This window comes from Salmonella sp. SAL03688 (assembly GCF_046551895.1).
Classification (GTDB): domain Bacteria; phylum Pseudomonadota; class Gammaproteobacteria; order Enterobacterales; family Enterobacteriaceae; genus Salmonella; species Salmonella enterica.
The window spans coordinates 58196-72936 of record NZ_JBGDVI010000024.1; the positions used below are offsets into that span (position 1 = coordinate 58196).

The following is a 14741-nucleotide window of genomic DNA, read 5'->3' on the forward strand; positions in this document are numbered from 1 at the left end:
ATGTGGTTATTTTTATAAAAGAGGAAATAAGAATTATGGCGGTTGGCTGTGTCTGGAACTGCAGGGAAGTGCAAAGAATTTGTAAAGATTAGGCCGGACGCAGAGTAATGACGCCCGGCCTGACGCTTATGCAATAGCGTTTTCTTCCAGTTGCTGCATGAACTGGCGTACCCAGTCTATACGCGTTTTACGTTCGCTTAAATCCTGAATAAACTTGAGGCGCGTCGGACCATCCAGACGGAAATGCTGCGGTTGTTTTTGCAGCAACCCGATAAGCCAGGCGGGGTCAACGTGGTTTTTCTCGGCGAACTCAATCGTTCCGCCTTTCTCGTTACCCTCCAGTTTTCGGATGCCGAGCTTTTGCGCCTGTTGGCGCAGGCGGGCGATATCCAGCAGATTACGCGCCGGATCGGGCAGCAGGCCGAAGCGATCGATCAATTCCACTTTGATCTCCTCCAGCTCGTTTTCGTTCTTCGCGCTGGCAATGCGTTTATAGAATGACAGCCGGGTATTAACATCCGGAATAAAATCATCCGGCAGTAACGACGGCATTCGCAGCTCGACTTCCGTTTGCTGACTGGTGAGATCTTCCAGCGAGGGTTCGCGGCCTGCTTTCAGCGCATCAACGGCGTTTTCCAACAGTTCCATGTAGAGTGAGAAGCCGATGGTTTCCATTGAGCCGCTTTGCTCTTCGCCAAGCAGTTCGCCCGCGCCGCGGATCTCCAGATCGTGGGTCGCCAGCGCAAACCCGGCGCCTAAATCCTCCAGCGACGCAATCGCCTCCAGCCGTTTTTGCGCATCGGTGGTCATGGCCTTAGGATGTGGCGTCAACAGCCAGGCGTAGGCCTGGTGGTGCGAGCGCCCAACGCGGCCACGCAGCTGGTGCAACTGCGCGAGGCCGAAATGATCCGCGCGTTCAATGATGATCGTGTTAGCGGTGGGAATGTCGATCCCCGTTTCGATAATGGTAGTACACACCAGCACGTTAAAACGTTGATGGTGGAAATCATTCATGACCCGTTCCAGCTCACGTTCGCGCATCTGCCCGTGGCCTATAGCGATTCGCGCTTCCGGCACCAGTTCCGCCAGCCGCTCTGCGGCTTTCTGAATATTTTCGACGTCATTGTACAAATAGTAAACCTGACCGCCGCGCAGGATTTCACGCAGAATCGCTTCCCTTACCACCAGGCTATCATACTCGCGGACAAAGGTTTTTACCGCCAGACGACGGGCAGGGGGGGTGGCGATAATGGAGAGATCGCGCATACCGCTCATCGCCATATTCAGCGTCCGCGGGATCGGCGTCGCCGTGAGCGTCAGAATATCGACATCGGCGCGCATCGCCTTAATTCGCTCTTTGTGGCGCACGCCGAAACGGTGCTCTTCATCGACAATCAGCAGGCCGAGGTCGCGCAGCTTCACATCGCTTTGTAGCAGTTTATGCGTACCGATCAGAATATCGATCTTACCCTCGGCGGCTTCCGCCAGGATTTGCGTCTGCTCTTTGGCACTGCGAAAGCGAGACAGCATCTCAATGCGTACCGGCCAGTTGGCGAAACGGTCGCGGAAGTTGTCATAGTGTTGCTGCGCCAGCAGCGTAGTCGGCACCAGTACCGCCACCTGTTTATGGTTTTCCACCGCCAGGAACGCGGCGCGCATCGCCACTTCGGTTTTGCCGAAGCCGACGTCGCCACACACCAGCCTGTCCATCGCCAGCGGTTGGCACATATCGCTCAATACGGCGTTAATCGCCTGTGCCTGATCGGGCGTCGTTTCAAACGGGAAGCTGTCGCAGAATAACTGATACTGCTCACGATCATGCTTAAAGGCAAAACCCTCTTTTGCCGCCCGTTGCGCATAAATATCCAACAGTTCCGCTGCGACATCGCGCACTTTTTCCGCCGCTTTCTGCCGGGCGCGCGACCAGGCGTCGCCGCCCAGTTTATGCAGCGGCGCACTTTCTTCCGCGCCGCCGGCATAGCGGCTAATCAGATGCAATGAGGAAACCGGCACATACAGTTTGGCGTCATTGGCGTAGGTGAGCATCAGATATTCACCCTTGATGCCGCCAGCCTCCAGAGTGGTCATGCCGGCATAGCGTCCGACGCCGTGCTCCAGATGCACTACCGGTTGACCGACGTGGAGCTCCGCCAGGTTACGAATCAACGTATCCGGGTTGATCGTGCGGCGGGAATCCAGGCGGCGACGCGCCACCCGCTCACCCAGGAGATCGCTTTCACAAATCAGCGCCAGATTGCGTTGGGTGTCGATAAAGCCATGTTCTGCGGCGCCAATCATCAGATAGCGTCCCGCATCCTGCGCCTCGTCCAGGCGTAATATTCGCTTCGGCGCGATTTTTATGCGAGCCAGGAGCTCTCCCAGCGCTTCGCGGCGTCCTTCGCTTTCCACCGAAAAAATCACCGGACCGCTGAAAGATTCGAGGAATTTACGCAGCGCGTCCAGCGGCACTTTCTGCTGCGCCTGGATAGCCAAATCCGGTAATTTCTGGAAACCAAGATTGGTATTGGCGGCTTTTTCCGGCAGATGGTCGGTTTTAAGCTGGAGGCGAGGCCAGCGTTTAAGCTCGGAAAAGAGCTCATCTACCCGTAGCCAGAGGGCTTCCGGCGGCAAAAGCGGGCGCATAGGATCGACGCCGCGATTTTCAAAACGCGCCAGCGTATCGGCCTGAAAGCGTTCGGCGCTGGTTTCCAGCGAGCCGGTATTCACCACCAGAGTATTGGCGGGGAAATAGCTAAATAATGGCGGTAACGGTTCGCTGAAAAAGAGCGGCTGCCAGTATTCGATCCCGGCGGGCAGGGTGCCTTTGCTGACCTGCTGATAGATGTGCTCGGCGTCGCGTTTTACCTCAAAGGTATCGCGCCACTGGCTACGGAAAAGCTCAATAGCGGCTTTGTCGGTAGGAAATTCGTGCGCGGGCAACAAATTGATGGCCTCAACCTCCTCCAGCGTACGCTGGGTATCCGCGTCAAACAGACGCAGGCTGTCAATTTCATCATCAAAAAAGTCGAGGCGATAAGGCTGTTCGCTGCCCATCGGAAAGAGATCCAACAGCGCGCCGCGCGTCGCGTATTCGCCATGCTCCATCACCTGATCGACATGCCGATAACCGGCGCTGTCAAGCTGCGCGCGCAGAGCGTCGCGGGACAGCCGCTGGCCTTTTTTCATCACCAGCGCATGACCATGCAGATAGCTATGCGGACAAACGCGCTGCATCAGGGTGTTTACCGGTACAATCAAGACGCCGCGCTGCATCGACGGCAACTGGTAGAGCGTGGACAGACGCGAAGAGATAATTTCCTGATGCGGGGAGAAGCTGTCATACGGTAGCGTTTCCCAGTCCGCCAGGTTCATGACCATCTGATCGGTAAACTGGCGGATTTCATCATGCAATCGCAGAGCATTTTGCATGTCAGGCGCTATGAGTACCACCGGACCGGCATGGCGTTCAGCTATCTCCGCCACCAGCGTAGCGCAGGCGGCACCGGTAAGTTCGCCCAACTGGCGCTGATCGCCCGCTTTTGTCGGCAGCGTGTAACGTTGTTTTTCAGGCATAACGGTTGTCAGTATCTCTTTTTGTTTTACGCCGCACTCTACGCGTCACCCTTCAGGCTGCTTCATGGTTGGCTGTGCGCCGGGACAGCATGAAGGACTCAGGTATTCAGGGGCATATGACTGATAAGCAATGTTCTTTATTATCCGCGATCGTTGTTTATTAGCAAATTGAATCCGCCGGATAACGCGCCGAACAGGTAAAGTATGAACATGTAAGTGACTTGATTTGTCGGCCTTTTTCAGAATAACGCTGACGAACTCTTACGGTTCAGACATTTACGCATTCCGCTTTCGCTTATATACTCGGGACTTTGCTAACAGCAACCAGACGGATTACATGTATCAACCTGTCGCTCTATTCATCGGCCTGCGTTACATGCGCGGGCGTGCAGCAGATCGCTTCGGTCGCTTCGTTTCCTGGCTTTCCACTATCGGCATTACCCTGGGGGTGATGGCGCTGGTCACGGTATTGTCGGTGATGAACGGTTTTGAGCGCGAACTGCAAAATAACATTCTTGGTTTGATGCCTCAGGCCATCCTCTCTGCTGAACATGGTTCTCTTAACCCGAATCAGATGCCGGAAAAAGCGGTGAATCTGCAAGGCGTTAACCGTATTGCGCCGCTGACGACGGGCGATGTCGTACTGCAAAGCGCGCGTAGCGTTGCGGTTGGCGTGATGTTGGGTATCGATCCGGCGCAAAAAGATCCGTTAACGCCGTATCTGGTCAATGTGAAGCAAAGCGAATTACAGCCGGGTAAGTATAATGTCATCCTCGGCGAGCAGCTCGCCGGACAGTTAGGGGTCAACCGCGGCGATCAGATTCGGCTAATGGTGCCATCTGCCAGCCAGTTTACGCCAATGGGACGTCTGCCCAGCCAGCGTCTGTTTACGGTGATTGGCACATTTGCCGCCAATAGCGAGGTCGATGGCTATGAAATGCTGGTCAATATTCAGGACGCGTCGCGTTTAATGCGCTATCCGGCAGGCAATATTACCGGCTGGCGTTTGTGGCTGGATGAACCGCTGCAAGTCGATACCCTCAGCCAACAGCCGCTGCCGCAAGGCACTAAGTGGCAGGACTGGCGCGAACGTAAAGGCGAGTTGTTCCAGGCTGTGCGCATGGAAAAGAACATGATGGGATTGTTGCTGAGCCTCATCGTGGCGGTCGCGGCTTTTAACATTATTACTTCGTTGGGTCTGATGGTCATGGAGAAGCAGGGCGAAGTGGCGATTTTACAAACTCAAGGGCTGACGCCGCGACAAATTATGATGGTCTTTATGGTGCAGGGCGCCAGCGCCGGGATTATCGGCGCGCTGTTGGGCGCCGCGCTGGGCGCATTGCTTGCCAGCCAACTGAATAACCTGATGCCGATCATCGGCGCGTTTCTGGATGGCGCTGCGTTGCCCGTGGCGATAGAGCCGTTACAGGTGATCGTTATCGCTCTGGTGGCAATGGCCATCGCGCTGCTTTCTACGCTTTATCCTTCCTGGCGCGCTGCCGCCACTCAACCCGCTGAGGCTTTACGTTATGAATAAGATCCTGTTGCAATGCGACAACCTGTGCAAACGCTATCAGGAAGGCACCGTACAAACCGACGTGTTGCACGATGTCAGCTTCAGTATCGGCGAAGGCGAAATGATGGCGATCGTCGGCAGTTCCGGTTCGGGTAAAAGTACGTTGCTGCATCTGTTAGGCGGGCTGGATACGCCTACCTCTGGCGATGTGATTTTTAGCGGCCAGCCGATGAGCAAACTCTCTTCTGCGGCAAAAGCGGAATTACGTAACCAGAAACTGGGGTTTATCTATCAGTTTCATCATCTCCTGCCGGATTTTACGGCGCTGGAAAACGTGGCGATGCCATTATTGATTGGCAAAAAGAAACCGGCGGAGATTGACGCTCGGGCGCGAGAAATGCTGCACGCCGTAGGGCTGGAGCATCGCGCAACCCATCGACCTTCGGAACTTTCCGGCGGTGAGCGCCAGCGTGTCGCGATAGCGCGCGCGTTGGTGAATAACCCGCGTCTGGTACTGGCGGATGAGCCGACCGGTAATCTGGATGCGCGTAATGCCGACAGTATTTTTGAGCTTCTGGGCGAGTTAAATCGTCTGCAGGGAACCGCGTTTCTGGTGGTGACTCACGATTTGCAACTGGCGAAACGTATGAGCCGCCAGCTTGAGATGCGCGATGGCCGCCTGACGGCGGAACTGAGCCTGATGGGGGCGGAGTAATGGCGTCGCCTTTATCATTGTTAATTGGCTTGCGTTTCAGCCGTGGACGGCGGCGCGGCGGTATGGTTTCGCTCATTTCCGTCATTTCTACCATCGGTATCGCGCTGGGCGTGGCGGTATTGATTGTCGGTTTAAGCGCGATGAACGGTTTCGAACGCGAGTTGAATAACCGTATTCTGGCGGTGGTTCCGCACGGGGAGATTGAAGCGGTCAATCAGCCGTGGACCAACTGGCGTGAAGCGCTGGCAAAAGTGCAGAAGGTGCCGGGCATTGCCGCCGCCGCGCCGTATATCAATTTTACCGGCCTGGTAGAGAGCGGGGCGAATTTGCGCGCCATTCAGGTTAAAGGCGTCGACCCTAAGCAAGAGCAGCAGCTTAGCGCGTTACCGTCATTTGTGCAAAATCACGCCTGGGATCATTTCAAAGCGGGCGAGCAGCAGATCATTATCGGTAAAGGCGTCGCCGATGCGCTGAACGTGAAACAGGGCGACTGGGTGTCCATCATGATCCCCAATGCGAATGCCGACCATAAGCTGCTCCAGCCCAAACGCGTGCGTTTGCATGTCATCGGGATTCTGCAACTGAGCGGCCAGCTCGATCACAGCTTCGCCATGATCCCGCTTGAGGATGCGCAGCAGTATCTGGATATGGGGTCCAGCGTTTCCGGTATCGCGCTTAAAGTCCACGACGTGTTTAATGCGAACAAACTGGTGCGTGATGCGGGTGAAGTGACTAACAGCTATGTCTACATTAAGAGCTGGATCGGCACCTACGGCTATATGTATCGCGATATCCAGATGATTCGCGCCATTATGTATCTGGCGATGATTCTGGTGATCGGCGTGGCCTGTTTTAATATCGTTTCCACCTTAGTGATGGCGGTAAAAGACAAAAGCGGCGACATTGCGGTATTAAGAACGCTGGGGGCGAAAGATGGTTTGATTCGTGCCATTTTCGTCTGGTACGGACTACTGGCGGGCTTGCTGGGCAGCTTGATTGGCGTGGCGATCGGCGTTGTCGTTTCGCTTCAGCTTACCGCCATTATTAATGGGATTGAAAAGGCGATCGGGCATCAGTTTTTGTCCGGCGATATCTATTTTATCGACTTCCTGCCATCCGAATTACATTGGCTGGACGTTGTTTACGTACTGGTCACGGCGTTGTTGTTAAGCTTACTGGCGAGCTGGTATCCGGCGCGGCGGGCGAGCAACATTGACCCTGCGCGAGTATTGAGCGGCCAGTAATCGCGGAATATAAAAACAAGGAGCGGTGATGTATTACGGGTTTGACATTGGCGGAACAAAGATTGCGTTAGGCGTATTTGACTCAACGCGGCGGCTGCAGTGGGAAAAACGGGTTCCCACGCCCCATACCAGCTATAGCGCCTTTTTAGACGCCGTGTGCGAACTGGTCGCGGAAGCCGACCAGCGATTTGGCGTAAAAGGGTCGGTAGGGATTGGCATACCCGGTATGCCGGAAACTGAAGACGGCACGCTGTACGCCGCGAATGTCCCGGCAGCCAGCGGTAAGCCGTTGCGCGCCGATCTCAGCGCCCGACTGGATCGCGATGTGCGTCTGGACAATGACGCTAACTGTTTTGCCTTGTCCGAAGCCTGGGATGATGAATTCACGCAATATCCTTTGGTTATGGGGCTTATCCTCGGCACCGGCGTCGGCGGTGGCTTGGTGCTAAACGGGAAGCCGATTACCGGTCAGAGCTATATCACCGGCGAGTTTGGCCATATGCGTTTGCCGGTTGACGCGCTAACGTTGATGGGGTTTGATTTTCCTCTCCGCCGTTGTGGATGCGGCCAGATGGGCTGCATTGAGAATTATCTGTCCGGGCGCGGGTTTGCGTGGCTATATCAGCATTATTATGATCAATCGCTGCAGGCGCCGGAGATTATCGCGTTGTGGGAGCAGGGCGATGAGCAGGCGCACGCGCATGTTGAGCGCTATCTGAATTTACTGGCGGTTTGTCTGGGGAATATACTGACGATTGTCGATCCCGATTTATTGGTGATCGGCGGCGGACTATCGAACTTTACGGCAATAACAACGCAACTGGCGGAAAGACTGCCGCGCCATCTCCTCCCTGTTGCCCGCGCGCCGCGCATTGAGCGTGCGCGGCATGGGGATGCAGGTGGGATGCGCGGTGCTGCTTTTTTACATCTTACCGACTAATCAAAAAAAGAGGTTGTTATGCAGTCGCGTCGGTTTCATCGATTAAGCCGCTTTCGTAAAAATAAACGTCTGTTGCGTGAACGTCTGCGCCAGCGGATCTTTTTCAGAGACAGAGTGGTGCCGGAAATGATGGAAAACCCAAGAGTATTAGTCCTTACAGGTGCAGGAATTTCTGCAGAGTCTGGTATTCGTACGTTTCGCGCGGCGGATGGCCTTTGGGAAGAGCATCGGGTTGAAGACGTGGCAACGCCGGAAGGATTCGCCCGTAATCCGGGGCTGCTGCAGACATTTTATAATGCCCGCCGTCAGCAGCTTCAACAGCCGGAAATACAACCCAATGCGGCGCATCTGGCGTTAGCGAAGCTTGAAGAAGCGCTTGGCGATCGCTTTTTGCTGGTGACGCAAAACATCGACAATTTGCATGAACGCGCGGGCAACCGCAACATCATTCATATGCATGGCGAGCTGTTGAAGGTGCGCTGTTCGCAAAGCGGCCAAATTCTGGAATGGAACGGCGATGTGATGCCGGAAGATAAATGTCACTGCTGCCAGTTCCCGGCGCCGCTACGTCCGCACGTGGTGTGGTTTGGCGAGATGCCGCTTGGCATGGATGAAATTTATATGGCGCTGTCGATGGCGGATATTTTTATCGCCATTGGCACATCCGGTCATGTCTATCCGGCTGCGGGGTTTGTGCATGAAGCAAAACTGCACGGCGCACATACGGTGGAACTGAATCTTGAGCCAAGCCAGGTCGGCAGCGAGTTTGAAGAGAAGCACTACGGCCCGGCAAGCCAGGTTGTGCCGGAATTTGTTGATAAATTCCTGAAAGGGCTGTAGTGCTGTTTGCCCGGTAACGCCTTATCCGGCCTACATTTCACGTTACGTTCAACTGTAGGCCCGACAGGCGCTTTGGCTGAATTAGCGTCCTGCTTTTAGCTTCTGATAATACTCTTCATAAATGGCGCTGGCGTCGCCGACATCGTTTTGCCACTCGCCTTTGCTGATGGTTTGCGCATCCGGATAGAGCGACTTATCATTGGCGACCTCCGGGCTTAACAGCTTACGCGCCGCCAGGTTGGGGGTAGGGTAGCCGATGGTTTCTGCCACCTCTTTCGCGACGTCAGGACGCAGCAGGAAGTTGATTAGCTTCAGCGCGCCCTCTTTATTTTTCGCGTTCGCCGGAATAGCCAGGCTATCCATCCAGAAAATACCGCCTTCCTTCGGCCAGACGACCTCCAGCGGCGTGCCAGCCTGACGAGCAACGAAGGCCGAACCGTTCCACACCATCCCCAGGTTGACTTCCCCTTCCATATACGGATTCGCCGGATTATCGGAGTTGAAGGCCGCTACGTTCGGCATCAGTTTTTTCAACTCTTCATATGCCGCTTCGATCTCTTTCGGATCGGTAGTGTTACCGGAATAACCTAGCTTGCGCAGCGCCATCTGGAAGACTTCTCGCGCATCGTCGGTTAAAAGCAGGCTGTTTTTATATTCCGGTTTCCACAAGTCAGCCCAGCTGGTAATGGTTTTTGGATCGATAGCATCGCTGTTCACGCCAATCGCCGTTGCGCCCCAGATATACGGGACAGAATAATCGTTGTTGGGGTCAAACGGTTTGTTGAGCATTTCCGGATCGAGGTTGTGGAAATTGGTTAATTTCGACTTATCGATCTTCTGGATCATGCCTTCTTTGCGCATTTTGTCGACATAGTATGTAGAAGGAACAACCAGGTCATACGCGCCATCTTTATAGGTTTTGAGTTTGGCATACATGGTTTCGTTCGACTCGTAGGTCGAATAAATCACCTTAATGCCGGTCTCTTTAGTGAACTGTTCCAGCAGGCCCGGCGGTACATACTCAGTCCAGTTATAGAAATAGAGCGTGTCGTTGTCGGAGGCATGAGCGGCACTCATACCCAGCGCCAGGGCGCCCGCCGCGAGCAGGTGGCGTGACCATTTTTTCATTTAACGTCCCCTGAATTAAGGGCCTTATCGGCCCTTGGTTTTATCACGAGCAATAAGCTGGCTGGCAATGACCATTACCAGAGACAGCACCAATAAAACGGTCGCCAGCGCGTTCACTTCTGGTGAAACGCCGACTTTTACCATGGAATAAATCTTTAAGGGTAAAATTTCATAGCCCGGCCCGGTGACAAACGACGAGACCACTACATCGTCCATCGACAACGTAAAGCTCAGCAACCAGCCCGCCGCCACCGCCGGCATCGCCAGCGGCAGAATGATTTTGCGTAAAATCGTTACCTCACTGGCCCCCAGGTCTTTTGCGGCTTCCAGCATTCTGACATCAAAGCCTTTCAGGCGCGAATAGACCGTGACGACCACAAACGGCAGGCTAAAGGTGATGTGCGAGAACAGCAACGACCAAAAGCCCAGTTGAATGCCGAGTAACATAAACAGCACCAGCAGGGAGATCGCCATCACGATATCCGGCGACATCATTACTACAAACAGCATCCCGCTGACGAATGGCTTCCCGCGAAAGCGGTAGCGATAAAGCGCCACCGCGGTTAACGAGCCAATCAACGTGGCGAAGGTCGCTGAAAAAATCGCCATCGTCAGTGAATGTTGAGCGGCCTGCAACAGACTGTCGTTATTGACCAGGAGTTCGTACCATTTAGTGGTAAAGCCCTGCCAGTTAATGCCGAACCGCGAACTGTTGAAGGAGTTCACGATCAGAATAATGATGGGAATATACAGATACGCATAGATGGCAATCATGAAACCGCCACGGAGCAGCCGACCGATCATTCAAGTTCCACCTTCTTATTCAGAGGATGGGGTGCTTTTAGAGTATTGAAAATGATCAATTTTTTCTCTTCTCCAAAATCTCTCCAAAACGTCTCGCGGTTATCAGCAGCCGGGAAGAAGCAAGCTGCCGCTTGAAGCCGCGAATTTTACAACAAATTGCCAGACGAGCGGGAAAAAAAGGCCATTTAAATGACTATTCTCATCCGATCCGGTCATATGCGGCATTATTGCACCAGGCAAGAGGTTACTCTGTAGGCAAACATGGAGTACGTGAGTAAACCCTGAACGTGACGTTTGAGAAAGCGTCGTCTGATTTTATAAAAAACAACATAAACAGCCGCTTTGTTGTTCTGAGCGAACGTGTAGCGTGGTTAACTGTTCTTCCGCCATTTTTTGTATAGCCTGGGGGTCTATTCTAAAAATGGCGTGAAAAACCTGATCAGAGAGGGTTTCGATTATCTCACCTAACATGCTTAGGCTGGCGCTGGGATCCGTTACAAGGAACGCTTGAAACGTCTTATCCGCCAGTAAAACCTCTTCTACCATTTTTTCAATAGGTATGTGGGTATGTGGTGGTGGTATTTCAAGCTGTTTTAAGCCACACATCGTCATTGTTTCTAAAAATGCGTTTTGCTGAGTACTTTCGGATATATTCGCATGCTGTAAAATGCGCGTTGTCTTTTCAATCCCAGACTGAATTTTCGCTGCCAGGTAGGTTACCTTTTCTTGCGTTTCCCACTCATCTAAATTTCCTTTTCTCCATTCAGAATATAAATACCCCTCTATGTTGTCTAATGGAACCGATAATGTCGGCGCGCCAGCAGGGTTGAGACATAATGTCGAAGGGAGGGGGTAATCTACGATTTCGCTATATCTTCTATTAATCATGGCCGTCATTTGTGGATGCGGTTTTAAAATATCGGGGCGATCTTTTATTAAAAAATAAGCATTCCCCATGACTTCACAGGTAAAGGCATCGGTATTTTGAGTGATACGTAACAATTCGTTCTCTTCGTTTTGATCCATGATGCGAAGAATAATAGTGTCATCATTTTCATTAGGATTATAAACCTGAAATCTATCTCTTTGTGATGCGCAGGCTAACTCTTTTAACTCAAAAAAAATCTCTGTAAGCCGCTCTCGTGTGGGGGTGCGATCGGCAAACAACATCTCATGTAGACAACGGTCCGCTTTTGCTTTGCCAGTAGAAAAAAAGAAGTCTTTAATTTTTTCCCATAAAACTTTCCACCATGCTTCTTTCGTATTCCTTGGGGAGTTGGTAAGGATTTCACTTTTTAAAAAACCATTCCCTATAGTAATCGGCATATTAATCTCACTTAAACTGGAGTAAAAATGACTACATAATTGATTAAATCGACCCTTTTTATCTCAACTGCGGGCGCATCGGATGTAATATAATTTTTAAAAGAGACTGGCAATCAGTATAAAACCTGAGAGCTTCGCGTATAAACGCATTACTGTCTGTGATAGCGTCGCTACAGGTAAAAATAAAAGAAGGCCTGGCGCGGATGATGTTGTAGATTTGCAATACTGGCAGCAACTGCTTTCATGCGTTTTTTATGCCGGAGGCATGAAGTTTACCCTTGAATAAACTTCATGCCTGGATGCGTGTGGATTTGTTAGCGTTGCGCAATTAATCGCTTATATCACTCACCTTCTTATTCAATAAGCGGGAAGCCCGCCAGTAAATCAACAGCATGAGTCCCATCACAATGGTCAGCGTAATGCTGGTCGCCGCGCCAAACGGCCAGTCGCGAATATTCAGGAACTGTACCTTAATGACGTTACCAATCAGCAGGTTTTTCGCGCCACCCATTAAATCGGAGACGTAGAACAGGCCCATTGCCGGTAGCATCACGAGCAGGCAACCGGCGACAATGCCCGGCATGGTTAATGGAATAATGATGCGGATGAACGTTTGCATTTTACTGGCGCCGAGATCGCGTGCGGCCTCCAGTAGCGGTTTGTCGAGCTTCTCAATGCTGGAGTAGAGCGGCATGACCATAAACGGCAGCAAAATGTAAACCAGGCCGATAATAACGGCGCTCGGGGTGAACATGATGCGAATCGGCGTATCAATCACGCCCAGCCACAGCAGGAATTCATTGAGATAACCTTTAGTGCTCAGGAATATTTTTAGCCCATAGATGCGGATCAGTGAGTTGGTCCAGAAAGGAACGATCAGCAAAAACAGCAATAACGGACGTATCTTTTCCGGTAACTTCGCCAGGAACCAGGCAAAAGGATAGCCCAGCACCAGGCAGGAGAGGGTGGCGATCAGCGCCATATTCAGAGAGTGCAGGAGCACTTCAAAATAGAGCGGATCGAGCAGGCGTGCGTAATTATCCAGCGTAAAGACCATCTTGACGAAACTGGCGTCGTCACGGGTCAGAAAGCTGGTGCCAATGATCATCAGGTTGGGCAGAAAAACAAACAACACAAGCCAACCGACGATAGTGACAATCACTACATTCTGGAATTTACTTGTGTTCTTCATCAGCCAGTACGACCTCCCAGCTTTCTACCCAACTAATGGCCATTTTTTGGTCAAGTGAATGGTCGAAGTCAGGATCGTCTTCGTTGAAGAATTCGCTGACCATCACCATTTTGCCATTTTCCAGTTCAACCACCGACTCCAGCGTCATACCTTTATAATTGCGCTCGCGCACGTAGCCGATAAGCCCTTCGATGTGGTTATCATCGTTGATCTCTTCGACGCGTAGATCTTCCGGTCGCAGCAGGACGTTCAGTTTTTGGCCCGGTTCGACAGCGAAATTGACGTATATATTGCACTCCCGACCTTCTACGCTGGCGCGGACGCGCTGTTCATCAAGCCGTTCAATGACGGTTGCGTCAAAGCGGTTAATTTCGCCGATAAAACCGGCGACAAACAGGTTTTTTGGCTCTTCATAGATTTCACGCGGCGTGCCGTCTTGCTCAATCACGCCATTACGCATTACCACGATACGATCGGACATGGTGAGCGCTTCTTCCTGATCGTGAGTGACAAAAACAAACGTGATACCGAGTTTACGCTGTAATGCTTTAAGCTCGTTCTGCATTTGTTTGCGCAATTTATAGTCCAGCGCGGAAAGCGATTCATCCAGTAATAACAGGCGAGGTTTATTCACCACCGCGCGAGCGATAGCCACACGCTGCTGCTGTCCGCCGGAAAGCTGGTGCGGTTTACGTTGTGCAAACTCTTCAAGCTGCACCATACGCAGCGCATCGGTCACGCGAGGCGCTATCTCGGCGGCTGGCGTTTTTTGCATCCGTAAGCCAAACGCGACATTTTCAAACACCGTCATATGCGGAAATAAAGCGTAGCTTTGAAATACGGTATTTACATAACGATTTTCGGCGGGAACGTGGGTGATATCCTGGTTATCCAACATGATATGCCCGGCATCAACGGTTTCCAGGCCGGCAATCAGGCGAAGAACGGTTGTTTTACCGCAGCCGGAAGGGCCAAGCAGCGTGAGGAATTCGCCATTGTTAATGGTCAAATCCAGCTGTGAAATGACCTCTTTGCCATCGAAACTTTTGCTAATTCCCGACAAAAGCACCAGCGGTGAAAGCGAACGCGGTTGATTATTCAATTTCTTACTCTGTCCCATGTAAACGCAACGGATGGCTGACCGCTGCGGGGTTTGTGGTTAACCACCTTAATCACTCTTAATGAGGGCGGTCATTCTACGGCAAACCACTGTGATCGCCAATCCTTGTTGCGAATTACTGACTTAGCTTTATAGTCAGAAAGCGTGTCAAAGTGAAATATTCTTGTTTGCAGGGATAAAAGTGACCTGACGCAATATTTGTCTTTTCTTGCTTATTAATAATGTTGTCACGAAAAGTGAGGGTGTGACTAGTCCTGATATAGGTTGACAGTTTTTTGTCTGTAAAACGCCTGATGAACATCATCGGGCGTTTTGTATTTCAGGGCCTGGTGTGGCCGTTCAT

At 52.1% G+C, this 14741-nt stretch carries 11 protein-coding genes; 5 read left to right on the plus strand and 6 right to left on the minus strand.

What is annotated here, in order from left to right; genetic code table 11:
- Positions 1–126 precede the first annotated feature (126 nt).
- Positions 127–3573 (minus strand): transcription-repair coupling factor, encoded by a 3447-nt coding sequence (gene mfd, locus ACLJR2_RS20040; RefSeq protein WP_001114333.1) that lies wholly within the window; start codon positions 3571–3573, stop codon positions 127–129.
- Positions 3574–3910: 337 nt separating this feature from the next.
- On the opposite strand from mfd, the gene lolC reads away from it, so the two are divergent.
- The 5 genes from lolC to cobB are packed head-to-tail and all read left to right on the plus strand — an operon-like array spanning position 3911 to position 8828.
- Positions 3911–5110, plus strand: coding sequence for a lipoprotein-releasing ABC transporter permease subunit LolC (gene lolC / locus ACLJR2_RS20045; RefSeq protein WP_001534775.1), 1200 nt, complete (start codon positions 3911–3913; stop codon positions 5108–5110).
- Positions 5103–5804, plus strand: coding sequence for a lipoprotein-releasing ABC transporter ATP-binding protein LolD (gene lolD / locus ACLJR2_RS20050; protein ID WP_001033714.1), 702 nt, complete (start codon positions 5103–5105; stop codon positions 5802–5804). The genes lolC and lolD overlap by 8 nt, the downstream gene beginning before the upstream one ends.
- Complete coding sequence (gene lolE / locus ACLJR2_RS20055; protein ID WP_000168091.1) at positions 5804–7048, plus strand: lipoprotein-releasing ABC transporter permease subunit LolE; 1245 nt, start codon at positions 5804–5806, stop codon at positions 7046–7048. Before lolD ends, lolE begins: the two co-directional genes overlap by 1 nt.
- Positions 7049–7076: 28 nt before the next feature.
- Entirely contained in the window at positions 7077–7988 is a 912-nt protein-coding gene (gene nagK, locus ACLJR2_RS20060) for an N-acetylglucosamine kinase (RefSeq protein WP_000291331.1), read from the plus strand.
- Between the two features lie 18 nt (positions 7989–8006).
- Positions 8007–8828: a Sir2 family NAD+-dependent deacetylase gene (gene cobB / locus ACLJR2_RS20065; RefSeq protein ID WP_001191853.1), complete on the plus strand. Its 822-nt coding sequence runs from the start codon at positions 8007–8009 to the stop codon at positions 8826–8828.
- 81 nt (positions 8829–8909) lie between these two features.
- On the opposite strand, the gene potD is transcribed toward cobB, so the two are convergent.
- The 5 genes from potD to potA form a co-directional block, all read right to left on the minus strand.
- A complete protein-coding gene (gene potD, locus ACLJR2_RS20070) occupies positions 8910–9956 on the minus strand; it encodes a spermidine/putrescine ABC transporter substrate-binding protein PotD (RefSeq protein ID WP_000759329.1) in 1047 nt (348 codons plus the stop codon).
- Between the two features lie 24 nt (positions 9957–9980).
- A complete protein-coding gene (gene potC / locus ACLJR2_RS20075) occupies positions 9981–10760 on the minus strand; it encodes a spermidine/putrescine ABC transporter permease PotC (RefSeq protein ID WP_000580294.1) in 780 nt (259 codons plus the stop codon).
- Between the two features lie 315 nt (positions 10761–11075).
- Complete coding sequence (gene sifA, locus ACLJR2_RS20080; protein WP_001534809.1) at positions 11076–12086, minus strand: SPI-2 type III secretion system effector SifA; 1011 nt, start codon at positions 12084–12086, stop codon at positions 11076–11078.
- Positions 12087–12414: 328 nt separating this feature from the next.
- On the minus strand, positions 12415–13278 hold the full coding sequence (gene potB / locus ACLJR2_RS20085) for a spermidine/putrescine ABC transporter permease PotB (protein WP_000799391.1): 864 nt from the start codon (positions 13276–13278) through the stop codon (positions 12415–12417).
- Positions 13262–14398 carry a spermidine/putrescine ABC transporter ATP-binding protein PotA gene (potA, locus tag ACLJR2_RS20090; RefSeq protein WP_000531607.1) on the minus strand — a complete coding sequence of 379 codons (1137 nt, stop codon included), beginning with the start codon at positions 14396–14398 and terminating at the stop codon, positions 13262–13264. Before potA ends, potB begins: the two co-directional genes overlap by 17 nt.
- Positions 14399–14741: the final 343 nt, after the last annotated feature.